Annotated in this window: 18 protein-coding genes and 3 pseudogenes; 6 read left to right on the top strand and 15 right to left on the bottom strand. The window is 55.8% G+C overall.

Going from position 1 to position 24,387, the window contains the following annotated elements; translation table 11 throughout:
• Positions 1-237 precede the first annotated feature (237 nt).
• The 6 genes from P8H27_RS12865 to P8H27_RS12890 all read left to right on the top strand — a co-directional run bounded on the left by P8H27_RS12865 (position 238) and on the right by P8H27_RS12890 (position 7,127).
• Positions 238-1,197, top strand: a complete 960-nt coding sequence (locus tag P8H27_RS12865) for a MoxR family ATPase (RefSeq protein ID WP_289637968.1) — start codon at positions 238-240, stop codon at positions 1,195-1,197.
• An 85-nt stretch (positions 1,198-1,282) separates the two neighbouring features.
• Positions 1,283-2,224: a DUF58 domain-containing protein gene (locus P8H27_RS12870; RefSeq protein WP_289637969.1), complete on the top strand. Its 942-nt coding sequence runs from the start codon at positions 1,283-1,285 to the stop codon at positions 2,222-2,224.
• Positions 2,221-2,715 carry a DUF4381 domain-containing protein gene (locus P8H27_RS12875; protein WP_289637970.1) on the top strand — a complete coding sequence of 165 codons (495 nt, stop codon included), beginning with the start codon at positions 2,221-2,223 and terminating at the stop codon, positions 2,713-2,715. Before P8H27_RS12870 ends, P8H27_RS12875 begins: the two co-directional genes overlap by 4 nt.
• Complete coding sequence (locus P8H27_RS12880; RefSeq protein WP_289637971.1) at positions 2,708-3,739, top strand: VWA domain-containing protein; 1,032 nt, start codon at positions 2,708-2,710, stop codon at positions 3,737-3,739. Before P8H27_RS12875 ends, P8H27_RS12880 begins: the two co-directional genes overlap by 8 nt.
• A complete protein-coding gene (locus tag P8H27_RS12885) occupies positions 3,736-5,487 on the top strand; it encodes a VWA domain-containing protein (protein ID WP_289637972.1) in 1,752 nt (583 codons plus the stop codon). Before P8H27_RS12880 ends, P8H27_RS12885 begins: the two co-directional genes overlap by 4 nt.
• Complete coding sequence (locus tag P8H27_RS12890; RefSeq protein WP_289637973.1) at positions 5,484-7,127, top strand: BatD family protein; 1,644 nt, start codon at positions 5,484-5,486, stop codon at positions 7,125-7,127. The genes P8H27_RS12885 and P8H27_RS12890 overlap by 4 nt, the downstream gene beginning before the upstream one ends.
• 266 nt (positions 7,128-7,393) lie before the next feature.
• Here the strand turns inward: P8H27_RS12890 and P8H27_RS12895 are convergent, their stop codons facing one another.
• From P8H27_RS12895 to P8H27_RS12960, 15 genes and pseudogenes are all read right to left on the bottom strand, one after another.
• Positions 7,394-7,840 (bottom strand): transposase, encoded by a 447-nt coding sequence (locus P8H27_RS12895; protein ID WP_289637974.1) that lies wholly within the window; start codon positions 7,838-7,840, stop codon positions 7,394-7,396.
• 181 nt (positions 7,841-8,021) lie between these two features.
• The gene (locus P8H27_RS12900; RefSeq protein WP_374761351.1) at positions 8,022-9,950 is read right to left on the bottom strand and encodes a polysaccharide biosynthesis protein; all 1,929 of its coding nucleotides are present in this window, start codon (positions 9,948-9,950) and stop codon (positions 8,022-8,024) included.
• Positions 9,951-10,397: 447 nt separating this feature from the next.
• Positions 10,398-11,570: a DegT/DnrJ/EryC1/StrS aminotransferase family protein gene (locus P8H27_RS12905; protein WP_289637976.1), complete on the bottom strand. Its 1,173-nt coding sequence runs from the start codon at positions 11,568-11,570 to the stop codon at positions 10,398-10,400.
• A gap of 11 nt (positions 11,571-11,581) precedes the next feature.
• Positions 11,582-12,202 carry an acetyltransferase gene (locus tag P8H27_RS12910; RefSeq protein ID WP_289637977.1) on the bottom strand — a complete coding sequence of 207 codons (621 nt, stop codon included), beginning with the start codon at positions 12,200-12,202 and terminating at the stop codon, positions 11,582-11,584.
• Positions 12,199-12,795, bottom strand: a complete 597-nt coding sequence (locus P8H27_RS12915; protein WP_289637978.1) for a sugar transferase — start codon at positions 12,793-12,795, stop codon at positions 12,199-12,201. The genes P8H27_RS12910 and P8H27_RS12915 overlap by 4 nt, the downstream gene beginning before the upstream one ends.
• A complete protein-coding gene (locus P8H27_RS12920; protein WP_289637979.1) occupies positions 12,792-14,000 on the bottom strand; it encodes a glycosyltransferase family 4 protein in 1,209 nt (402 codons plus the stop codon). Before P8H27_RS12920 ends, P8H27_RS12915 begins: the two co-directional genes overlap by 4 nt.
• A gap of 6 nt (positions 14,001-14,006) precedes the next feature.
• On the bottom strand, positions 14,007-15,164 hold the full coding sequence (locus P8H27_RS12925) for a glycosyltransferase (protein ID WP_289637980.1): 1,158 nt from the start codon (positions 15,162-15,164) through the stop codon (positions 14,007-14,009).
• A complete protein-coding gene (gene asnB, locus P8H27_RS12930) occupies positions 15,161-17,047 on the bottom strand; it encodes an asparagine synthase (glutamine-hydrolyzing) (protein ID WP_289637981.1) in 1,887 nt (628 codons plus the stop codon). Before asnB ends, P8H27_RS12925 begins: the two co-directional genes overlap by 4 nt.
• On the bottom strand, positions 17,047-18,318 hold the full coding sequence (locus P8H27_RS12935) for a hypothetical protein (RefSeq protein ID WP_289637982.1): 1,272 nt from the start codon (positions 18,316-18,318) through the stop codon (positions 17,047-17,049). The genes asnB and P8H27_RS12935 overlap by 1 nt, the downstream gene beginning before the upstream one ends.
• A gap of 336 nt (positions 18,319-18,654) precedes the next feature.
• Positions 18,655-19,554, bottom strand: a complete 900-nt coding sequence (locus P8H27_RS12940) for a glycosyltransferase (protein WP_289637983.1) — start codon at positions 19,552-19,554, stop codon at positions 18,655-18,657.
• Positions 19,555-19,835: 281 nt separating this feature from the next.
• Positions 19,836-20,267: pseudogene (locus P8H27_RS20675) on the bottom strand (transposase); the annotation flags it as partial.
• A 467-nt stretch (positions 20,268-20,734) separates the two neighbouring features.
• Positions 20,735-21,253 (bottom strand): annotated as a pseudogene (locus P8H27_RS12945) (transposase); the annotation flags it as partial.
• 155 nt (positions 21,254-21,408) lie between these two features.
• Positions 21,409-21,561 (bottom strand): annotated as a pseudogene (locus tag P8H27_RS20680) (DapH/DapD/GlmU-related protein); the annotation flags it as partial.
• Positions 21,562-22,007: 446 nt separating this feature from the next.
• Positions 22,008-23,255 (bottom strand): O-antigen translocase, encoded by a 1,248-nt coding sequence (locus tag P8H27_RS12955; protein WP_289637985.1) that lies wholly within the window; start codon positions 23,253-23,255, stop codon positions 22,008-22,010.
• Positions 23,252-24,385 (bottom strand): DegT/DnrJ/EryC1/StrS aminotransferase family protein, encoded by a 1,134-nt coding sequence (locus P8H27_RS12960; protein ID WP_289637986.1) that lies wholly within the window; start codon positions 24,383-24,385, stop codon positions 23,252-23,254. The genes P8H27_RS12955 and P8H27_RS12960 overlap by 4 nt, the downstream gene beginning before the upstream one ends.
• Between the last annotated feature and the right edge of the window lie 2 nt (positions 24,386-24,387).

The following is a 24,387-nucleotide window of genomic DNA, read 5'->3' on the forward strand; positions in this document are numbered from 1 at the left end:
CATTGTCTGCCATCGCCCCGGGTCGGGCCTCCTACAGGTGATCGCTGGCGGCCCTTTGTAGGAGGGCCGCCCCGGCGCGATGCTGTCGCTTTTCGAGCAGCTGTGGGGCTCGGCCTCGTTATCCAGATCAACCTGCGCTATCGCGCATAGCAGGCCCTTCCCCTTATGCATTAAAGTGTCACCCTGCTGTGGCGACCGTAGGTCCCGACGCGCCAATCCCGCCAGGAATAGCCAACGATGGAACACCGTGAAGCGCTGCTCGCGCTGCGAACCTTTCTTTCCACCCAGATTCTCGGCCAGGAAAAACTCATCGAAAGGCTGCTGATCGCCTTGCTCGCCGATGGCCACATGCTGGTCGAAGGCGCGCCCGGGCTGGCCAAGACCAAGGCGATCAAGGAGCTGGCCGAAGGCATCGAAGCCGAATTCCATCGCATCCAGTTCACCCCGGATCTGTTGCCTGCCGACATCACCGGCACCGAAATCTACCGCCCCGAGACCGGCAGTTTCGTGTTCCAGCAGGGGCCGATTTTCCACAACCTGGTACTGGCCGACGAAATCAACCGCGCGCCGGCCAAGGTACAGTCGGCGCTGCTCGAAGCCATGGCCGAACGTCAGGTCAGCGTCGGCCGCAGCACCTACGTGCTGTCGCCGTTGTTCCTGGTCATGGCCACGCAGAACCCGATCGAGCAGGAAGGCACCTACCCGCTGCCCGAAGCCCAGCTCGACCGTTTCCTGATGCACGTGACCGTCGGCTTCCCGGATGCCAACGTCGAGCGCAAGATTCTCGCCCAGGCCCGCGGCGAAGCGCTGCACGGCGAAACCAAACCCGAGCACCGGGTCAGCCAGCAGGCGATCTTCGCCGCGCGCAAGGAAATCCTCGGCCTGTACATGGCCGATGCCGTGGAGGAATACCTGGTGCAACTGGTGATGGCCTCGCGCACGCCGGCCAAGTTCGACCCGGAGCTGGCCGAGTGGATCGCCTACGGCGCCAGCCCGCGCGGTTCGATCGCCCTGGATCGTTGCGCCCGCGCCCATGCCTGGCTGGCCGGCCGCGACTTCGTCAGCCCGGAAGACATCCAGGCGGTGCTGTTCGACGTGCTGCGCCACCGCATCATCCTGTCGTTCGAGGCCGAAGCGGCCGGCATCGACCAGGATCGCGTGGTACAACGCATCCTCGATGTGGTGGCAGTCGCCTGATGTCCAGCGCCCATGTAACCCGGAGGCAATTCGGGAAGCGCCGCACAACGCCCCCGGATTGCCTCCGGGCTAGCCACTAAAGCGCATGCACAACCAGCCCACCCAACCCGGAATCCGGGTCAATCTCGCCGAGCTGATCGAGATGCGTCACCGCGTGCGCGAAGTGCAGCTGTTCTCCACCCCGGCGCAACGCAGCCCGTTGATCGGCCTGCACCACTCCAAGCTGCGCGGGCGCGGCGTGGACTTCGACCAGGTGCGGGTCTACCAGGCCGGCGACGACGTGCGCACCATCGATTGGCGGGTCACCGCGCGCACCCAGGAGCCGCACACCAAGCTGTTCCATGAAGAACGCGAACGGCCGATCTATATCCTCGTGGAACAGAGCCAGCGGCTGTTTTTCGGCTCCGGGCTGATGTTCAAATCGGTGCTCGCCGCCCAGGCCGCCAGCCTGATCGGCTGGGCCGCCCTCGGCCACAACGACCGCATCGGCGGCCTGGTGTTCGGCGCTCAGGAGCAGCACGAGATCAAGCCGCGGCGCAGCAAACAGAGCCTGCTGCAGTTGCTCAATCGCCTGGCCCGCGCCAACCAGGCGCTGTCCGGCGACGGCCAAGCCGGCCGTGACAGCTTCGGCCTGGCCCTGCGTCGCGCCCGCGAAGTGCTGCGCCCCGGCAGCCTGGCGGTGATCATCTGCGACGAACGCACCCTCGGCGACAGCAGCGAACAACAGTTGAACCTGCTGGCGCGGCACACCGACCTGCTGTTGCTGCCGATCAGCGACCCGCTCGACCATGCCCTGCCGGCCGCCGGTTTGCTGCGCTTCGCCGAGCGCGGCGCACAACTGGAACTCGACACCCATGACGCCGGCCTGCGCCAGGCCTACCACGCCCAGGGCGAGGCGCGGCAGGCGCGCTGGCAACGCCTGGCGCAGAAGCTCGGCGTGCCCTTGCTGGCACTGAACACCCAGCGTGAGATGATCGAGCAACTGCGCGACCACCTCAACGCGCAACGCCCCGGTAAACGCCTATGAACCCGCTGGATCAGCTCGAGCCCTTGATCGCCCCGGCGCCGATCGGCTGGTGGCCGCCCGCGCCTGGCTGGTGGCTGCTGGCCTTGCTCGTGCCGCTGCTGCTCTGGGGCCTGAGGCGCCTGCTGCAACGCCTACGCCGCACGCGCACAGCGAGGGTCAGCGAGCATGCCCTCGACCCTCTGCGGGCGGCCGCCCTGGCAGAGCTCGGGCAACTGGTCAAACCCTACGACGGCGCCCCCGCCGGCCCCTGGCTGCAACAGCTCAACGGCCTGCTCAAGCGCCTGTGCCGCCAGCACTACCCGCACAGTCACAGCCACACCCTGAGCAGTCGCGGCTGGCTGGCGTTTCTCGACAATCGCTGCCCGGCGGCCGGTCTGACCCGCTGGATGATCCTGGTCGAAGGCGCCTACCGCCCGCACTGCACCCTCGACGACAAGGCCATCGAAGGACTCAACCAGGCAGTCGCCATCTGGATTCGCAAGCATGTTTGAGTTCGCCTGGCCCTGGCTCATCCTGCTCGCGCCGCTGCCCTGGGTACTGCGCCTGCTGTTGCCCGCGGCAGACAGCGGCGAGGCGGCCCTGAAAGTCAGTTTTCTCGGCGAACTGGAAGGCCTGGCCGGGCGCCGGGCGCGGGCCAACCTGCCGGCCTGGCGCCAGCAGGTGCCCTTCGCCCTGCTCTGGTTGCTCCTGCTCGGCGCCGCCGCCCGCCCGGAATGGGTCGGCGAACCGCTGCCGATTCCCGCCAGCGGCCGCGACCTGCTGCTCGCGGTGGATGTGTCCGGCTCCATGGCTTACGCCGACATGCGCTGGCAAGATGAGGAAGTCGACCGCCTGACCCTGGTCAAACACCTGCTGGGCGACTTCATCGAAGGCCGCCAGGGCGACCGCGTCGGCCTGATCCTGTTCGGCAGCCAGGCCTATCTGCAGGCGCCGCTGACCTTCGACCGGCGCACCGTGCGCACCTGGCTCGACGAAGCGGTGATCGGCATCGCCGGCAAAAACACCGCCATCGGCGATGCCATCGGCCTGTCGGTCAAGCGTCTGCGCCAACGCCCGGCGGATAGCCGCGTGCTGGTGCTGGTGACCGATGGCGCCAATACTGGGGGGGAGATCGAACCGATGATCGCAGCACGCCTGGCCGCCGAGGAAGGGATTAAGATCTATCCGATCGGCATAGGCGCGGATCCGCAACGAGGCGGGATCGCCGGCCTGTTCGGCCTCAATCCGGGGTTGGATCTGGACGAACCGAGCCTGCGCGCAATCGCCGACTTGACCGGCGGCGAATATTTCCGCGCCCGCGACAGCCAGGAATTGCGGGCCATCGAGCAGCAGCTCGACCGCCTCGAGCCGGTGACGCAGCAACCGACCCTGGCGCGTCCGGCGCAGGCGCTGTATGCCTGGCCACTGAGCGCAGCGCTGCTGCTGAGCATGCTGCTGGTGGGCCGCGAACTCTGGACGCCACTGCGGCAACGGCTGCGCTTATTGGCACAACGGCCCTGGCGGAGACAGCCATGATCGAACACTGGTTCGCGGGCGTATGGCCCCACTGGTTACGCCCTTACTGGCTACTGCTGGTACCGCTGCTGGCGGGTCTGCTCTGGCAACTCTGGCACCGGGAAAAACGCGCCGGACGCTGGCAACTGCTGCTGCCCCCGGCGTTTCATGCGGCGTTGCTCAGCGGCGGCCGAGGCCGCAGCAGCCGCCTGCCCTGGATCGCCCTCGGCCTGGCCTGGCTACTGGCCTTGCTGGCGCTGCTCGGGCCAAGCTGGCAACGCCTGGAGCAAAGCAACCTGAAGCCCGCCGACCCGCTGGTGATCATGCTCGAGCTGACCCCGCAGATGCTTGCCAGCGACACCCCGCCCAACCGTCTGCAACAGGCCAAACGCAAGCTGCTCGACCTGCTCCAGGCACGCCGCGATGCGCAGACCGCCATCGTCCTGTTCGCCGGCAGCGCGCACACCCTGGTGCCGCTATCCGACGACCTGGCCACCAGCCGCAACCTGCTCGAATCGCTCAAGCCCTCGATCATGCCCGAGCCCGGCCGGCGTGCCGACCTGGCGCTGAACAAGGCCCTGCAACTGCTGGAACAGGGCGGTCAAGGCCAGGGCCGGATCCTCCTGATCGGCAGCGGTCTGGATCAGCAGGAGCGCCTCGGCATCCGCCAGGCACTCGGCAACCGCGGCGCGCGCCTGCATATGCTCGGCATCGGCAGCGCCGAGGGCGCGCCTATCGTTCAGGAAAACGGGGCGTTGCTCAAAGATGCCCAGGGCGCGATCCTCATCCCCCGCCTCGACAACATCGGCCTCGCCCGCTTCGTCCGGCAGATCGGTGGGCGTTATCGCCAGGCCAGCCTGGATGACCGCGACCTGCGCGACCTCGGTCTGCTCGCCCTGCCCCAGCAACTGCGCGGCGACGGCGAACAGACGCGCCTGCAGGTCTGGGCCGATCAAGGCTACTGGCTGCTCCTGCCACTGTTGCTGTTGGCCGCCTGTGCCGGCCGCCGTGGCTGGTTGTTCTGCCTGCCGCTGCTGCTGTTCGGCGTGCCGCAGACCAGCTACGCCTTCAGTTTTGCCGACCTCTGGTGGCGCGCCGACCAACAAGGCCAGCGCCTGCTCGAAGCGCAACGCCCAGGCGAAGCCGCCGCACGCTTCGACGATCCGCAGTGGCAGGGCCTGGCGCTCTACCAGGCGGGCGATTACCCGGCCGCAGCCGAACGCTTCGCCCGCGGCGACAACGCCGTCGCCCACTACAACCGCGGCAACGCCCTGGCCCGCAGCAATGAACTGGAGGCCGCCCTGGAGGCCTACAACCAAGCCCTGGAATTGCAACCGGATCTGCTTCCGGCGCAGAACAACAAAACCCTGATCGAACAACTGCTGGAGCAAAACCAACAAGAGCAAAACCAGCAGCAAAACTCGTCAGAACAAGCGGACAGCACCCCCGCCCCGCCGCCACAACCACAGGCCGGGCCAGCGCAGCCTGATGCCGCCAAGCCGCCGCCCGCCGCCGGCCAACCCGGCCCGGAAGACCGCGAGCAAGCGCCCAGCCAACCCACGCCCGGCGACAGCGACAGGCCGACGCCCAGCGAACCGGACGCAGACCTGCAGGGCGAGGAACAGATCGCCAGCGCCGCAACGGCCCTCGATGGCGAGCGGCGCCAGGCCCTGGAACAATGGCTGCGACAAATCCCCGATGAGCCGGGCGAGCTGCTGCGGCGTAAATTCTGGTACGAACAGCAACAGCGTCAGGAACGAACTCGATGACCCGCCTGCTCTGCACCCTTCTCCTCAGCCTGCTGGCATTCCAGGCCAGCGCGCAAAGCTTCACCGCGAGCATCGACCGCGCCCGCCTGAATGCCAGCGAAACCTTCGAACTGACCCTCGAATCCGACGACGCCACTCAATTCGGCAAACCCGACCTCAGCCCGCTCGACACCCTGTTCGAAGTACTCGGCACCCGCCAGGTCAATCGCCTAACCACGCTCAATGGCGAGTCCCGCGCCATCACCCGCTGGATCGTCACCCTGCAACCGAAACAGAGCGGCTATGTGATAGTGCCGCCACTGCGCCTCGGCGACCTGCAAACCCCGCCTATCAGCCTCTACGTACTGGAAGCCGGCGGCGACCGCACCAACAGCAAACTGGCACCGGTGTTCATCGACGCCAGCCTCGATCAGCCCAGCGTCTACGTACAGGCACAAAGCGTGCTGACCCTGCGCATCTACCACTCGGTCTCGCTGTATGACGACAGCAGCCTGAGCCCACTGGAAATGCCCGAAGCACGCATCGAACAACTGGGCGAACCGCGTACCTACGAAAAAGACATCAATGGCATCCGCCATGGCGTGATCGAGCTGCGCTACGCGATCTTCCCGCAACGCAGCGGCGAGCTGACCATTCCCGCCCAGGCGTTCAGCGCCACCTTGGTCGACCGCTCCAGCAACAATGCCTACCAACCATTCGGCCCACGTCCCGGCAAAGTTGCACGGGTCAAGTCAGCGCAGATTCCGCTGACGGTCAAAGCCAAACCTGCCGACTACCCCAGCGACGCCCCCTGGCTACCGGCCCGCGCGCTGAGCCTGGTGGAAGCCTGGAGCCCGCAACCGGACAGCGTCAAAGTCGGCGATTCGCTGACCCGCAGCCTGCTGCTCAAGGCCGAGGGGCTGTCCAGCGCACAGCTCGCGCCCTTGCCCGCGACCGAGGTCAAAGGGCTGCGGCGCTACCCGGATCAACCGCAACTGGCCAATCAGGTCAGTGATCGCGGGATGATCGGCAGCCGTGAGGAACGCGAGGCCCTGGTGCCCAATCGCAGCGGCCAACTCGAACTGCCAGCGGTGGAAATCGTCTGGTGGAATACCACCGATGACCGCCTGGAGCGCACCAGCCTGCCGGCACGCCGCCTCGAAGTGGCGCCCGCCCCCGGCCTGGAGGCTGAGCCGCTGCCCAGCGAAGCGCCGAGCCAGACCTGGGTGCAAGGCCCGCCGCTGTGGCCCTGGCAACTGAGCAGCGCCATTTTGAGCGTCAGCACCTTGCTCGGCTTCGGTCTCTGGTGGCATGCCCGCCGTCAACCCGCCATCGCCCGCGCCAACCAGACCGGCCCCAGCCCACGCACCCTACTCGACGACCTCAAACGCGCCTGCCTGGCCAACGACTCGCAAGCCACCCGCCACGCCCTCGACGCCTGGGCCCGTCAACAACCGGAAACCCTGGCCGCCATGGCCGCCCGCTTCGTGCCCCTGTCCGACGCCCTCGACGGCCTGAATGGCGCGCTCTACAGCGAAACCGGCCAGCACTGGCAAGGCGAAGACCTCTGGCGCGCCATCCGCACCCTGCCCAACAACGAAGCCGGCAGCACCACCGCCACCCAGGAAAGCAACCCACTGCCACCGCTGTACCCACGCTGAGCCGGACAACTCCGCAATCCCCTGTAGGAGGCCCGACCCCGGGGCGATTGGCGGACGCCCAACAATCAAAAGCATCGCGCCGAGGTCGGCCCTCCTACAAAAGCAACCAGCACCGCAACCCCCTGTAGGAGGGCCGCGCCCGTTCCTGACGGGCTAGCGGCATTTCCCACATCCATGTGGATCACGCGCCTCGCGGCGATAGCGGACAACGTCCGCTCTACAATCAATAACATCGCACCGAGGCCGGCCGTCTACAGAAGCAGCCACTACAACCAAACCGCATCCCAATGCGGATACAGCCCAGCGCGCTCCACCAGGCCGGCACGCACAGGATTGGCAACGATGTAACGCGCCACAGCCGGCAAGTCCTCCTCTCGGCGCAGGGCTCGATCATGAAAACCATCCTGCCAGGCGGATCGCCCGATTCGCTTCCCCGCCAAAGACTTTACCCGGCCGACCAAATGCGAAAGCGATCCCTGCTTCAACTGCAACAACCAATGCAGGTGATCCGGCATTAGCACAAACGCCAAGGTCTGATGTGACCCTCTGGCCTGATCCGCTCGCATGATGCCTATCAGCATCCGCGCCCGATCGAAGTCCTCGAAGAGCGGGAGACGATCACGAGTTACCGTAGTAACAAGATAGATCTGCCCAACCTCAGACCAACGCCCCACACGTAACCGCCGAGCTGCTGGTGAACTGTCCTTGCACATGATGGAATCCTTTCCGTCAAAAAAAGCATCGCGCCGAGGTCGGCCCTCCTACAAGAACAGCCAGCACCGCAATCCCCTGTAGGAGGCGCGCCCTCGCGGCGACAGCGGACATAGTCCGCTCCATAATCAAAAACATCACACCGAACTCGGCCCCAAAACACCTGCACCGAAAATCCGCTGACTAAGGCTCAATCCGCCGTTGCAGGTGGATCCAATCGACAATCTCACCTTCCGGCGCGTACCCGCTCACGGTTTCGCGCAACAGTTGGCGCACGCGGTCGTAGTCGTCCTTATCGACCGCATTAAGCAGATCGGCCAAGACCTTCTTGAAGACCTCCCAAGACAGGCATTCCTCGTTGGCACGCATGATCATCGGGTGATCGGTCGGGCTGACGTTATCGCCGATCAACAACTCCTCATACAACTTCTCGCCTGGGCGCAAGCCAGTGAACTCGATGGAGATGTCGCCGTGCGGGTTCTTGCTCGAGCGCACGCTGAGGCCGCTGAGGTGGATCATCTTCTCCGCCAGTTCGACGATCTTCACCGGCTGGCCCATGTCCAGCACGAACACATCGCCACCCTGCCCCATGGCGCCGGCCTGAATCACCAACTGCGCGGCTTCGGGAATGGTCATGAAATAGCGGGTGATATTCGGGTGGGTCACTGTCACCGGACCGCCCCGCCGAATCTGGTCGTAGAAGCGCGGGATCACCGAGCCGGAAGACCCCAGTACATTGCCGAAACGCACCATGGTGAAACGGGTCTTATTGACCCGATGCACTCCTTCGTCATCTTTGAACAGCACTGGAGCGGGCTCCGCACTCAAGGCTTGCAGGATCATCTCGGCCAAACGTTTGGTGCTGCCCATTACATTGGTCGGACGCACGGCTTTATCGGTGGAGATCAGCACAAAGTGCTCAACCCCGGCCTTCACCGCTGCCTGGGCGGTAAGGGTGGAACCGAGCACATTGTTCAGCACGCCCTCGGCGATATTGTGCTCAACCATCGGCACATGCTTGTACGCCGCCGCGTGATACACCGTATTCACCGCCCAGGTACGCATCACATCGAACAAGCGCCCGGCATTGCGAATCGACCCCAGGATCGGCACTAGGCGCACAGGCAGTGATTCGCGACGAATGCGCTGCTCCAGCTCACTGTGAATGCTGTAGAGATTGAATTCGCTGTGTTCGAACAACAACAAGGTGGTCGGCCCGGTGGTTACGATCTGCCGGCACAACTCCGAACCAATAGAGCCACCCGCGCCGGTCACCATTACCACCTGGCCACGAATGCAACGTTCGAACAACGCCTGCTGCGGCGGCACCGCATCGCGCCCGAGCAGGTCGGCGATGTCCACTTCTTGTACATCATCGACCTTGACCCGGCCGCTGGCCAGATCCATAAAACCGGGGATACTGCGCACATGCAGCGGATATTGCTCCAGCAACCCCAAAATCTCGCGACGACGAACCCGGCTGGCTGAAGGGATCGCCAGCAGAATCTCGTCGGCACCCGTTTCATCGATCAACTGCTGGATATGCCTGGAGGTGTAGACCCGCAGCCCGGCGATCACCCGGTTGGCGATATTGGGGTCATCGTCGATGAAGGCCACCGGCCGCATACCCCGGCCCAGTCTCAACGCTGCGATCAGCTGATTGCCCGCCGCGCCGGCGCCATATATCGCCACCTTCGGCAAACTGGCATCACGGCCCTTGAGCCGGGTCGGTTGCTCCGGTGAGTACCAATCGCCCATAAAGTACTGGCGCATCACCAGCCGCAGCCCACCAATCAGCAACAGACTCAGCCACCAGTAGTTGATCACCATCGAGCGTGGAATCAGCTTGGGAGCCCCCTGATACCAGTACACCGCCAGCGCCAGAATCAAAGCAGAGAGCGTGACTGCCTTGACGATGGCCAGCAGCGCATCGTTGCCAAAGTAACGCATCACCGCCCGGTACATGCCGAAGCGCACAAACATAGGAATAGCTATCAACGGCGCCACAACAAAAAGCCAGGCATGCCCAGCAAACGGCTCAATGCTTTTCGTGTCACCCAAACGCACGACAAATGCCAGCCACAGCGCAAGCCAGACCAATACCACATCCATGCTGACCTGAATCAGTCGTTTATGACGTCGTGGCAGCTTGACCAGACGGCTGCGCAGCTTCTCGGCAAGTCTTAACACAACAACACCTCAATCCTTGGAGCATGAAAAACAGCGAGGCGAAGCTCCCCCGCCGGGTAAATAAACATGTCCATTGATGGACAAACCTACAGCAAGTGCACGCCAGCTACAAAAGCACACCACACCGCCGCTCCCCTGTAGGCGGCGCGACCTCGCGGCGATGGCGGACATAGTACGCCCCCAAAAAACATCGCGCCGGATTGGCCCTTCCACAAAAACAGCAAGCACCGCAATCTCCTGTGGAAGGCCGCACCTGTTTCTCAAGATCGCAATCTAAATACCAGCCAACACATCAGCTTGCAGTACCGTTCCTAATACGCAAACCTGCCCATCGGCAACTACACGCCGGTAGCTTCAGCAAAACCAAGCTCAACAGGCTTCGTGCATTACCTGAGCCAGAACCTCACACGTCTTATTAATTTCCGTTTCTGTAAGCGTCGGGTGAACCAGAAACATCAAGCTGGTTTCGCCCAGTGCTTTAGCAACCGGCAGACGCTCTGCAGGGCGCCAGCCGGTGTCATCAAAGGCCTTCTCTAAATAAACCTCTGAGCAAGAACCCGAGAAACAAGGAACGCCTCTAGCGGTAATTCCATTGAGGATACGGTCACGATCCCAACCCGGCTTCAAATCAGAAGAGTCGACAAATACATAACATTTGTAAGCAGCATGTGTGACCTCAGCCGGCACCTCTGGCACACGCAATCCTGCAAGCGCTCGCGCAGCCGACCAGATACTCTCAGCATTGGCCAAGCGCTTCGCGTGCCAAGCCGGCATGCGCTGCAACTGGATCCGGCCAATAACACCTTGAACTTCCATCATCCGCCAGTTGGTGCCGAAGCTCTCATGCAACCAACGAAAGCCCGGTGCATGTTGACGCTCGTAAACTGCCTCCCACGATTTTCCGTGATCCTTGATAGACCACATCCGCGACCACAGGGCGCGATCATTAGTCGTAACCATGCCACCCTCACCACCGGTGGTCATAATTTTATCTTGGCAGAACGACCAGGCACCGATATGACCAATCGACCCAACCGGGCGGCCCTTGTAGTGCGCGCCATGCGCTTGGGCACAATCCTCGATCACTTTAAAATCATGCTCGACGGCCAGCGCCATGATCGAATCCATATCGCAGGGCCAGCCCGCCAGATGCACGCAAATTACCGCCCGAGTACGTGGAGTAAGCACGGCGCGGATGGTTTCGGCGGTGATGTTCTGCGACTCGCTGTCGACGTCTGCAAAGACTGGTATCGCGCCGGCATTGACGATGCTTGACACCGAAGCGAGGAAGGTGCGCGGTGTAACGATAACCTCATCACCAGCACCTATGCCCAATGCCTGCAGAGCCAGATCCAGCGCAACAGTGCCATTGGCCAAGGCGATGGCATGCTCGGTGCCGGCCCATGCCGCAAACTCCTTCTCGAACTCACGACATTCCTGCCCGGTCCAGTAGTTAACCTTGTTGGAGAGAATTACATCACGAACAGCATTGGCCTCTGCTTCAGAGAATGAGGGCCAAGGAGAAAACGGTGTGTTAAGCATAAAACCTCTGGTTACCTCATCCTTTTAGCCGGCACGCCAGCCACGGTTACATCATTGGGAATATCAGTGACGACCACCGAACCGGCGCCTACCATCACGCGCTGACCGATGCGAACCAGTTGTCGCACACTGGCGCCAATACCGACCCAGCTCAAGTCACCCACTTGCACACCACCTGCTAGTCGTGCGCCGGGACTGACATGCACGGCATCGCCCAACACGCAATCATGATCGATGCTGCAGCCAGTATTGAGAATGGTGCCCTGACCTATCAATGCCTCGGCATTCACCACCGCTCCAGCGAATACCACCGCCCCTTCACTAATAACGGCGTAACGACTGACGGTGGCAGCGGGATGCACCAGTGTCACCAGAAGTGCACCCGCCGTACGCAACTCAAGCAACTTGGCGTGACGAATACGATTATTGCCAATAGCAACCACAACGCCATCAAAGTCAACTAGCCGCTCCATCAAAGCTGCCGTATCGCCCACAACCGACCAAACAGCATTTTTTTGCAGCCCTGGCCATGCATCATCAAAGAACTCGACGGATTGCCAACCACAGCATTCAGCGGTATCAGCGACCACTTTGCCATGCCCACTAGCCCCGAGGATGGCCAGTTTCATCACGACTTTCTGCCAGTGAATTTGGCCATGGTCGCCTCCCCATCCGCACTGATGCCATCGCGCACGACTACCTTCTTGATGGTGAGGAGGATAATTTTCAGATCCAGCCAGAATGAACGGTTGTCCACATACCAGATATCCAACTTGAACTTCTCGTCCCAGCTCAGGGCATTGCGGCCATTGATCTGAGCCCAGCCGGTAACACCAGGGCGTACTTCATGCCGGCGGTATTGTTCAGGGCTATATAGTGGCAAGTATTCCATCAACAGCGGGCGTGGGCCGACCAGACTCATGTCGCCTTTGAGCACATTCCACAACTCGGGCAACTCGTCCAGGCTATTGGAGCGCAGGAAGCTGCCAAACAGCGTCATGCGCTCAGAATCGGGCAGTGGGTTGCCTGCGGCATCCACAGCATCACGCATGGTGCGGAACTTGATCATCTCGAATGGCTTGCCCTTCAGGCCGGGACGCATTTGACGGAACAGTACAGGAGAACCAAGTTTGCGGCGGATCTGCCAAGCGACAACCGCGATAACAGGCAAGAGCAACAGCAGGCCTATCGCGGAGGCAAAAATATCGAAGAGGCGTTTAATCACAAAATCCCCATTTCACTCAGCATATGCTTATTAACACTATGCACATCATATTTTTGTACGACAATCTCTCGGGAGCGCTGGCCCATGGCACTAATCAGCGCCGGTTGCTCAATAAAGCGAATCATAGCCATAGCAAGCTCATTCACCGCTTTAACCGGAACCAAAAAACCGTTGTCGCCATCCACCACCGTCTCACGGCAGCCAGGTGCATCAGTGGTAATAACTGCCCTGCCCATTGCCATGGCCTCCAACACAGTGCGCGGCGTACCCTCGCGGTAAGAAGGCAACACATACACCGAGCAATCAGCAATCGCCGGACGCACATCACTTAACCGACCATGATAAACAACTGTGCCTTCTGCCACCCAAGTATCAAGTTCCACCTGGGTGATAGCATCGGGATTACCATCAATCCAACCGACCAATCCGAATTCAGATTGTGGGTATTTCGATTTCACTATCGCAGCTGCCTGTACATACTCCCTTATACCCTTATCGCCCAATAAGCGGGCAATCAGTAAAAATCGTGGCTTCTCCGGTAACGGGGCCGCCATAAAGTTGGTAACATCCACACCGGAGCCATTAACCACAACCGAGACACTACCTTCCGCCATAATCCTCAGAAATTTGAACAGCGCTTGGTCATCTGGGTTTTGAAAAAATACTTTGCGTGTTTTAGCCAACGCAACGCGATAGAGATTTTGCACTAAGCGCTTCAGCAAACGCCTCTCACCAGTTCCCTCCTGAAACGCGTACCCCAGGCCGGTAATCAACGCATAACGTTTGGGCACCCCGGCAAACAAGGCTGCCAAATTGCCATAAATAACCGGTTTTATTGTGTAACCAAGCACGTAGTCGGGGCGAACTCGCCTCATTAACCCCCAGAGGCTGTACAGTGCATTAATATCAGCAATCGGATTCATGCCGGTGCGACGAAGCGGAATATCGTGAACATGCACACCCTTCGCTTCGAGCTGCCGGCGAACTTCGTTATGAGGGAGCAAATCCGGTGCAGCAACATGAACAGCAAGCCCGCACGCTAAAAGCGCATCAATTAACGGCCCACGAAAGTTCAACAAAGAATCCGGATAACTAGCAATTAACAAAAACTTCATAGTAAGCCTGAAAGTAGAAGAAAACTCGCTATTTTTTATTATCGGCTTTCCAGCCACGCCTAAAACATCAACACATTCCACAAATAACACTGCCAGTTATGCTTGTCGCTCAGAACCAGCCCAGCAAGCCTCATAGGCATCAACCATGCCTTCAATGGAAAACCTATCCGCAATCCGCAGGGTACTTGCCGCTCGTCGCGCCTGCCAAGCCGCGGGGTCGCGCTGCCATTCCGTTGCCATTTTGATAATTACATCGGCCAGAGCCTCTGGGTTCTGTGCCGGACAACATGCCCTTGCATCGCCTAGAATCTCCAGCGCATCACCTACATCGGTTGATACACAGGGCGTACCACAGGCCATGGCTTCTGCAAGCACATTCGGGAACCCCTCCGAACAGCTGGAAAGCACATGCAGATCCAGCGCATTCATCACTGCGGGAATGTCCGTGCGTTGCCCGGCTAACATCACCCTATCTTGCAGGCCCAGCTCGGTAATATAAGCCACGAGGGCAACGTTGTCGGGTGACAACCCTTTACCCACTAACAAACAGCGGAAATTAATCTGTCGCTCCACCACCAGCGACAACGCTCGCAGGAGATTGAAATGATCCTTTAGCGGATCGAAGCGACCAACCTTGCCGATGACAAATTCGCCAGCACCGAACGCCAGATCGCTGCGTACTTCGGCACCAACGGCCCCATCCGGCTTGAAGCGCGACAGATCATAACCGTTCGGTATTACCAGTAGTTTTGACGGTACATAGCCAATATTGGCGTGAACCTCTAATGCCTTATTGGCGCAACAAATTATTTTTTCAGGCACCCATCTCGACAACAGTGCACACAAACGAGCGATCATAATCGTAGATCGTTTCGATTTTCCCTTTTCCAGGGTTGAATGTCGAACACCCCAAAACACCCGCTGCACTCCCGCTAACCTCGCGGCGATACCGCCCAAAAAATCCGCGTGATACATCCAAGTTTGCACCACATCAGGTTGCTCTGTGCGTATCAGCTTAATCAAGTGGTAGAACCGACTGATACTTGGCTTTCCAGGGTTCATCCCTATGCAATGCACAGGCACACCGGCTTGCTGCAATACCGGGCCGTATTTGCCTTCATCCATCAGCGAAACAACTACATGGCCGGCCTGTTGACTGTGTAAACACAGACGGGTTAATACCCCTTCCGCGCCGCCATCATTCAAACCAGTGATAATGTGCAATACTTTTTTAATTACATGTGGATTAGTCAAATCTGATGCTCCAGCCACGCCTGAAACATCAAAATACTCCAAAGCTTCAATGCATTATCGCGCTTGCCTGCCAAGTGTTCGCGCCACAGTACACGAACGGGTTTCACATTGAAGTATCCCTCATGCTGCAATCGACTTTCAGCCAGCAATGCCTCTGCCCAATCACGCAACGGGCCTCGCAGCCATTGGTCAAGCGGAATCGAAAAGCCTTTTTTCGGTCGTTCGATCAATTCACGCGGCACATGGCGGTAAAGCACTTCACGCAGTACCCATTTGCCCTTGCCTTCACGGATTTTCAAATGCAGCGGCAGTTGCCAGGCCAGTTCCACTACACGGTGATCGAGCAGCGGCACACGGGTTTCCAGGCTAGAGGCCATGGCGGCGCGATCTACTTTCACTAGAATGTCATCGGCCATGTACTGCTGGGCATCCATTGCCATCATCCAATGCTCGAAGTTGTCAACCTGCGGCCAGGCCGCTGGCGTATTGATCGCCGTGGACGAATGCCCAGCACCGATCACCACCTGCTCCGGCTGCTGCCAGTGGCTCATCAGCGCCGCGTAAAAGGCTTCACGGTCGCTGACGGGCAGTACGCTCAGCAACTTGTGCAGTTTGCCCGGCAGCGGTAAACCAGAAAGCACATTGACCGCGATCTTGCGCAGGGCAAGGGGCAATTTACTAATCGCTCGCCATACCTTGGGGGCAAATTGATAGGGGTTATAACCACCAAACAGTTCATCGCCACCATCGCCACTCAACGCTACCGTCACCTGTTGCTTGGCCATATGGCTGACCAGATAGGTGGGTATTTGAGAGCTATCGGCAAAGGGCTCGCAATAGATCTGCGGTAGCTTGGGGATCACCGCCAAGGCCTCAGCCGACCCCACGTACAGTTCGGTATGTTCGGTGCCCAGGTGCGCCGCCACCTCTTTGGCGTATTCGGCTTCGTTATAGCCCGGCTCATTAAAACCAATGGCAAAGGTTTGCACCGGGCGGGCGCTTTGTTGCTGCATTAGCGCAACAATGGTGCTGCTGTCTACCCCGCCGCTGAGGAACGCGCCCAAGGGCACATCCGCCAGCATTTGCAGGCTGACGCCCTCTCTCAACTGATGCTCAAGCAGGTCAACCGCCTGGGCATCACTGCCGTTGAATGGGTTTGCCAGACCCGCTTCCACCACGGTTTTCAGCGACCAATAAGGCGTGGAGGCAACATCCTGACGCTGTTGCCCCGGTTTAAGCTGAACAAAATAACCTGCACGTAGTTTTTCGATGCCCTGATAGATGCAATGCGGGGCAGGAATACAGTTATGTCGTAACAGTAGCGCCAGTGCGTTACGATCTATATCCGAATTAAACGCCGGATGCGCCTTTAACGCCTTCAGCTCAGAGCCGAACAACAAGGTATCGCCACACCAGCCCCAATACAGCGGTTTCTCACCCATGCGGTCGCGGGCCAGGGTTAACACCTGCTCCTGCTTATCCCACAGGGCAATAGCGAACATACCCACCGTGGTTTGCAGAGTTCTCTCAACTCCCCAAACCGCAAAACACGCTAGCAGCGTTTCGGTATCGGAATGGCCACGCCATGCCGGAGCCAACTGTTGGTGCTCTAGCTGTTTCCGCAATGACAGATGGTTGTAGATTTCACCATTAAAGGCAATCACATAACGATCACAAGCCGAGCGCATCGGCTGATGTCCAGCGGGCGACAGATCGACAATGGATAAACGAGTATGGGCAAGGCCAATACCAGCTTGTGCATCGTACCAAGTGCCGGAATCGTCAGGACCACGGTGAGTGATGGCGGCGATCATGGATTGTAGGAGCTGAGTTGCGCTATCAGCGAGCGAACTAGATGAGATAAAGCCGGATAAGCCACACATTAAGAATGCCTTGAAATTAAAGCATCGGATTGAATATCTTTCACGCCAATTAAATTGGCCTGATTATTGATTCTCTTATCAATCAAGCCGAAAACCAACAGCAAAAAGTAGGTTCGCGAGGAATAACCAGAAAACAATAATGGCTCTTTTGTTTCAGCCACAAACAACAACAAGCCAATAGTCAAATACAAAAAAGGCTTATAGAAAAAAACGCTCCTGAATAATAACAAAAAACAAACATAGAACATTAAACCAAAAAAATAACCAACAGAAAGAAACATTCTACTGTAACCCGAGTCGGTCCAAGGATAAAACTCTCCCTCCCCGTAAAACCCATAACCGATTAAAACCTCAGGAAAAGTCGAAGGAAGAACTTTCAAGAAACCCAATATAACATCAACAGTACCTTCACTTTTCATCCCACCCGAACCTTCTAATAAAAAGCCCAGCGAATAATTAAAGAAGCCAATACCATATCGATCAATAATTACTTGCTTGAAATATTCGTACCCGAACCCCACAACCAAAGCCATCAAAAATAATACTCCGATTACCCGCAGAAAATACCGGCGAAAATTAAAGAAAATAAAAGATATAAAAACCAACGGTAGCAACACACCCCCTGTTCTTCCGATAAAGACCAACGAAAAAATCAGAATAGAAAGATGAGAGACCAACACAACATTACCGATATACTTTTCTTTATACAGGTACAACGCCATAACCACAGCAACCGGCACCAAAACCGATAAAGCAGCGCCTCCGCCCGACGCAAGACCTCGATACCTAAATCCTTCCTGCCAATCTACATTACCACTCGCAACCAGAAAACCTTCTATCACATCACGAAAAACAGGAAAAAAAACCTCCGCAACAATAACTAACCCATTAATAACTACTGCCAACAATGCACAATAAATAAAATCATTAAAAACAAAGCCACGCTTGCTAAAGAAAGCAAAAACACCATGCGCCACCAAAAAATAGACAAACAAACTAACGGCAACTTTCAGATGAACAAACTGACCAATATTATTTACAAAAGAAACAAAAACACCCACCATCGAAATCAATATCATAAGCCCAAGAAGATAAAAACCATCAGCACTTAAATATCTAAACCTACCAATCACGCTAGCCAATAAAAAAGGAATCATGGCGAAATAAGCCACATTCCCAAAAACGGTATACGGATTTAAAACTATAAATATAAATACCACCACAAGAAAAAGCTTATTTAAACCAGAAGGTATCGCCATAATTGAATTCAAAAATTCAGCCCCTTGCCTTACGAAAACCCATTGTCATCAACGTAAAATACGTCCAAACGTAGAAAGTTTTAAATAAATATCTGAAAATAGCCCTACAGCAATCAAAGGTTCCTGTATGGAACCATGCATGCCTGATAACGCGCATCCCTCCCAGCCGCCCGGAATAAAACAGCCCTTATCTATACCGATAAAACAAGAGCAATTTCCAAAAACTGGCATACCTTACAAAGAGCATTCAGATCCGAAATTTTCACACCTGATCAAAAAATACATATTATAGAGTCGCTCAATAAAGCACGAAAAATTGCCACATACCGTAAAAACTCAAGACACCTCCTATATTCTAATCAACCCTATCGTCAAAATATACACAACCAAGGCACCTAATGATTTAAAATCAGCGGATAACTTAAAGGATGTCAAAAGCGACCTAACATAAGGGAGATATCTTCGCTGCGTCCTTATATTAACCCCGTAACAATGCATAACCTCTTTAAAATACGCTGGATATTTAGCCATTATAAAATTGCAAGTATTTAGATGATCAATTACATTCTGACCAATATGCATGGCTTTATTCGTCACATTGCCAGAATGCCTGCGATAACGACCCAGAACTTCATTTAGATAGTCAATGCTGCCGCCATTGACAAGTGACTCTACCCAATAACACCAATCTGAAGCAACCGGCAACAATAGATTGTAACCATGCACAGGCGCCTTATCACTTCTAACCATAGTTGAGCAAGCACCATTAAAAACGCCATATTTAATAGACGTCCGCACATCACCTTGGCGTGGTTTATTTCTCTTAGAAAAATAATATAGTATCGTATTGGAGTCGCTATCAAAAACATCCAAGTCGTGATAGCAAATTGTGCAGTTCGGATTAGCTTCCATATACTTGACTTGCTTCCTTACTTTTCCCGGCAACATCAAGTCATCGCCACCCATCCATGCAATATATTTTCCTGTACAGGCAAAATGCGCTGCGTTTGAGTTGGCAGTAATGCCCTGATTTTTTTCAGCCAACTTCAGCACAAACTTACCCGGATACTGCCCATCGTAATCACGCAACATCTCTTGTGTGCCGTCAATGGAACCGTCATCCGCGACCACGATTTCAAGATTTGGATAATCCTGCTCAAGAATTGATTCAATGCATTCGCGTAAAAATTTCTTTTGATTATAGGTAATAACAGCCACGCTGACCAATGGTAAATCTTTAACGGACATTCAACAATCCTTTAACATAAATGTTGTCAACTAATAACTTGACGCTTAGCAGTCGCACTGAAACAGCTTCAGTTCTTTGCTTATACGTGATGCATAGTTAAGGATGGTCTGAAGCAGACCCGATTTTTCAGTCACTTTTTTCGAGCGCTCAAAAAACAGCGCCTCAATCGAAAACAGGGTCAATTTCAACCTTCAAATGTATGGTTTTTCCCTTGTGAGGCGCTTTGCAGGGTTAGTTCCCTCCATTACGGGCGCATCCCTCCTGCAATCAGTACCTGTTTTCACGTCACCCACAGGTTCGACAGCGCAAACAGCCTGACCTGCTGGCCGTGCTGGGCCGTGCTTTTTACCAAGCCGCGAAAGCGCTTTTCAGTGTAGCCAAACTGGCGCTTGAGTACACGAAACGGATGCTCGACCTCAGCGAGAATCTGTAGCTTGGCATACTCAATCTTGCGTTATAGGCAACGCAACAGGCTCTTCTCACCATCTTTTTTATGGCTGCTGGGCCTGACTGAAATCGACCAGATCATCGAACGTCCTTCATGCGCGGGCCGCTTCTCGACCTCCTTGTAGCCCTCATCGCCACAGGCATAGATCTCTTGACCATGTAGCAACTGATCGATCCGGGCAGATCACGTCCGCACGTTGGCCGCTGTGCCCGCTACGTTGTGCACCAAGCTCGACTCGTCATCCACACAGAAGTGAGCTTTCAGTCGGGTAAGCAGGAGTGTTACTACACCTGCCTCCTCTAAGAACCGTATGTGAGAGTCACGCCTCACACGGCTCAAACCTTCCAGCAGCCTGGCGAGACCGGGCTGCCTGACGGTGCGCTCCTCGGCGCACTAGGTAAGGCATCCACGCGGAGTCGAACGGGTTCGCTGCGCTGCATAGCTTGATATGCCTCAGCATCTTTGGCTCGGCTAGTGTGACGACGTTTATATAAGGTTCACATGTGTTGGTCGTACCTGTTCATCCCAAGCACCTCTCTACCTAGATACTGACAGATTCGGTCTTGCCTCACGGCTCAACCTACCGACGTCGTCGGCGGTTACATTGTCCCAGGGCTTCAGACCAAGCCGTTGACGGCTTTGCCTGTCTGGGTAGAGAACGATTGGAGGAACAATCGGTTTCGTCGGACTTGGCCACGAAGCTGAAACCCATGCAACTTGCAGGTCGCACTGCCGAAATAGTATAGGTTGCCTTTCTTGATCTGATGCATCTTAGGGTAGCGTTTGCCTTCCTTATTCTTGGTCGGGCTGGGCGCATGATGATCGTGTCATCGACGATAGTGCCGTGGCGCAGCAGTAAGCCGCGGTCGCTGAGTTAGCCATTGATGACACCCAGAATCCCGCTCGCCAGTTCGTGTTTCTCCAGCAGGCGACAGAAGTTGAGGATGGTGGTTTCGTCCGGTATATGCTCCATAAGCAGCCCAACAAACTAGCGCAGAATTATAGTCTCGTAGAGCGACTCTTCCATCACCGAATCGCTGTAGCCGAACCAACTCTGCATCAGATGCACACGCAAGATGCCCCTCAATGGACATGACGGCTGTCCGCCTTCGCCCTTTGGGTAACGCGGTTCAATCAACGCAATCAAGCCTTTCAATGGCAACCTGATCCATCTCGATCAGGAAGCGCTCACGGCGGGTTTGCTTACGCTTACCAGCGTACTCTGCATCGGCGAAGGAAATCTGTTTCATTGGTTAACTAAAAAATAGATAAATATATTTCATCAGATTTGGAAGTTATTTCAGCCCTCCCTAAATCAACGGACAGCGTTAAAGACCTCTAAGGCAAGGCACCAACAAACAACTTCACCACAGCTTTTCCCAGCATCCCCTCAGGCAGGGATATTCTTTATAAACTTTGCAGGAACACCAGCATAAATCGCATAAGGCTCAACATTTTTAGTAACTAATGAGCCATTACCAATAACTGCCCCATTGCCTATATTAACACCTTTCAGAACTTTCACATCATTACCTATAAATACATCATCCCCAATCATGACTGCTGCGCACGTATAATTCCCATTTAATCGATCCTTAATACTAAGACCATGAAAATCCGAATCAGTAACAAAAAAATTTGCACCAATCAAACACCTACTTCCAATCCTCACCCTTGTTCTATCCGCAATAATAACAAACCCATTATTTATAAAAGTCCTACTCCCAACAAAGACCTCGGCACTGCTATTTCTTGCTTCAATATAACCCACACCACTCAATAGACCAGGCGAAGGCCATACGCCAACCTGGCAGTCTTGCAATATAACTCTTCCTTTCCCGACAAATTGTGTTGCCTGCAATATTTTTGTCTTATTTAAAACGGGAGACAGGTCAGAAAAAAAACACCTTAGTACTAATGCTTTAAACTTACACAAAAGCATTATAACCAGATACACAAACAAGCGCCTAACACCGAATTTTTTAATCTTTTTAAGATAATAAGTCATATTACTTTATTAAACCTAAGCGCGGCGAACATAAAAAGAAAGTGCGCAAAATAGTTTATAGCATGTGCTATCGCGACAGATTCCACGCCAAAATACTGCGCTGTAAAATAAACAATCACAAAAAAAAATGCTGAAAAGGTAATTTCAGATATGACATATAGCCCTAGAAGGGCTTTGGCAGTTAAAACATACCCTAACAACCAACTGCCGATTTTCAGCGTGTCCCCAACCATCTGCCAGGCAAAAAGCACTTCCATTTGCGCGAATTCGGCGCTGAACAGCACTCGTATAATAAAATCGCGTAACAGGTATATCACCAAGCCACAGGCAGCCACTACGGGCAGGATAATTTTGTAGCCCTGTAAAATTTCCCGCTTGATGTCAGCCGAGCCTTGCAGTTCCGATAATTTCGGCAGGTAATAAACGCCCAATGGAGCGGTCACCAGCATCAGGTAGGCTGCACTTAACCGCCACATGGCCTCCCAATAGCCTGCGGCATCCCAACCAAGGGTTTCTCCCAAGTGGTTACGAATAAGGATGTGACTTAATGGCACACAAGCAGCACTAGTGAGCGCCATTGCCGTGTATTTAGCCAAGTTTTTGACAGCTTGTTTGTCGATGCCACCAACCAGATAACTCAATTTAAACCACGGCGCTCTATATATGAGCAATAAAGTAACAAAAAACGTTAACGACTGATAAACCGCCAGGGCAACTAAGGCTCCATACAGACCCAGCTGGATAGCCATGATCGAGGTAACTGCCAGCGCAAACAGGCTACCTGCAATGTTGGCAACGACATATCGCCGAATCTCTTTTTTACCATTGAGTATTGCCAGCAGCAACGTATTGAAAACAAACAATATCAGTGTGGCAGCAAACCAGATGAACACGCTGCCAAGAGTTTCATCCTTGAGAAACCAGCTGGCCAGTTGGCGGTTGAACGCTATCACTAAAACAGTGGTGATCAGAGAGCCTATGAGCGCTACGGTGCCCGCTGTACGCCAAACCGCGTGCTGTTTAGCTTCATCAACATGGTATTCGGCAGTGTATTTGGTGACGCCGGTATTGATGGCTCCGCTTGCAAAAGTAGTAATCATCTGCACAGCGTTCTGGAACTGCCCTAGCGCAGCATAGCCCGATGGCCCAACATAGATTGCAAGAATCTTGTTCAGGCCCAGCAGGGTCAGCATTTTGATGACAACAGCGATACCATTCAACAGGCTGGTTTTGATTAGAGTCATACGTCAACCGGCCGAAAGGCATTACAGATGGCGATCACCTGCTGCACATCATCCTTACTCATCACCGGGCTGATCGGCAGGCTGAGCACCTGTTGGTGAATCGCTTCGGTGAGCGCGTAACTCTGTTGATTCCAGGCTTTATAAGCCTGTTGCCGGTGCGGCGGTATCGGGTAATGAATCAGGGTTTGCACCCCTGCGGCATTCAGATGGGTCTGTAATGCTTCGCGTCGCTTGGTGCGAATCACATAGAGGTGAAACACATGCGGTTCCAACGTTGCCAGCGTGCTATTGGCTGCAATTGGCTGCTGAATTTCGGGGTTGCTAATGCCCTGCGCATAAGCCTGAGCGATTTCCTTGCGACGCTGGCTTTCAACATCTAGATATTTAAGCTTTACCCGCAGCATGGCCGCCTGCATTTCATCAAGGCGGCTGTTTACTCCTTGATAAATATTCTCGTATTTCTTATGGCTGCCGTAGTTGCCCAGTGCGCGGATGGTTTGCGCCAATTCGTCATCATTGGTGGTGACGGCACCAGCATCGCCCAGCGCACCAAGGTTTTTACCGGGGTAAAAGCTGAAACCGGAGGCATGACCCCAGTTACCTGCTTTTTTGCCATTGATGCTAGCACCGTGCGCCTGCGCTGAGTCTTCCAGCACCAGCAGTTGGTGCTGATCGGCCAGCGCCATAATTTCGGGCATCGGCGCCAACTGGCCATACAAATGAACCGCCACAATAGCTTTAGTGTTGGGGGTAATGGCGGCGGCGGTTTTTACCGGGCAGAGGTTGTAGGTCGCTTCGTCTGGCTCTAGCAACACCGGCTTGAGGCGATTTTCGGTGATCGCCAATATGCTGGCAATGTAGGTGTTGGCCGGCACAATCACCTCGTCGCCGTCTTGCAACTTGCCCAGCTCTTTCCAGGCTCGTAGCGTAAGCGTAAGGGCATCCAAGCCGTTGGCGACTCCGATACAGTGTCGGGTGCCGCAGTAATCCGTAAACTCCTGCTCGAAGGCTTTCATTTCTTGGCCTTGGATGTACCAGCCGGAATCGATCACGCGGGTAGCTGCGCCGATCAGCTCTTCGCGGTATCGGGTGTTGAGGCTTTTTAGATCGAGGAAAGATATATTAGACATTT

This window comes from Pseudomonas sp. sp1636, assembly GCF_030376615.1.
In the GTDB taxonomy this organism is placed as follows: Bacteria; Pseudomonadota; Gammaproteobacteria; order Pseudomonadales; family Pseudomonadaceae; genus Aquipseudomonas.

Coding starts and splice junctions, on each gene's coding strand:
- P8H27_RS12865 (WP_289637968.1), top strand. CDS start 238: ATGGAACACCGTGAAGCGCTGCTCGCGCTGCGAACCTTTCTTTCCACC.
- P8H27_RS12870 (WP_289637969.1), top strand. CDS start 1,283: ATGCACAACCAGCCCACCCAACCCGGAATCCGGGTCAATCTCGCCGAG.
- P8H27_RS12875 (WP_289637970.1), top strand. CDS start 2,221: ATGAACCCGCTGGATCAGCTCGAGCCCTTGATCGCCCCGGCGCCGATC.
- P8H27_RS12880 (WP_289637971.1), top strand. CDS start 2,708: ATGTTTGAGTTCGCCTGGCCCTGGCTCATCCTGCTCGCGCCGCTGCCC.
- P8H27_RS12885 (WP_289637972.1), top strand. CDS start 3,736: ATGATCGAACACTGGTTCGCGGGCGTATGGCCCCACTGGTTACGCCCT.
- P8H27_RS12890 (WP_289637973.1), top strand. CDS start 5,484: ATGACCCGCCTGCTCTGCACCCTTCTCCTCAGCCTGCTGGCATTCCAG.
- P8H27_RS12895 (WP_289637974.1), bottom strand. CDS start 7,840: ATGTGCAAGGACAGTTCACCAGCAGCTCGGCGGTTACGTGTGGGGCGT.
- P8H27_RS12900 (WP_374761351.1), bottom strand. CDS start 9,950: ATGGATGTGGTATTGGTCTGGCTTGCGCTGTGGCTGGCATTTGTCGTG.
- P8H27_RS12905 (WP_289637976.1), bottom strand. CDS start 11,570: ATGCTTAACACACCGTTTTCTCCTTGGCCCTCATTCTCTGAAGCAGAG.
- asnB (WP_289637981.1), bottom strand. CDS start 17,047: ATGTGTGGCTTATCCGGCTTTATCTCATCTAGTTCGCTCGCTGATAGC.
- P8H27_RS12940 (WP_289637983.1), bottom strand. CDS start 19,554: ATGTCCGTTAAAGATTTACCATTGGTCAGCGTGGCTGTTATTACCTAT.
- P8H27_RS12955 (WP_289637985.1), bottom strand. CDS start 23,255: ATGACTCTAATCAAAACCAGCCTGTTGAATGGTATCGCTGTTGTCATC.
- P8H27_RS12960 (WP_289637986.1), bottom strand. CDS start 24,385: ATGTCTAATATATCTTTCCTCGATCTAAAAAGCCTCAACACCCGATAC.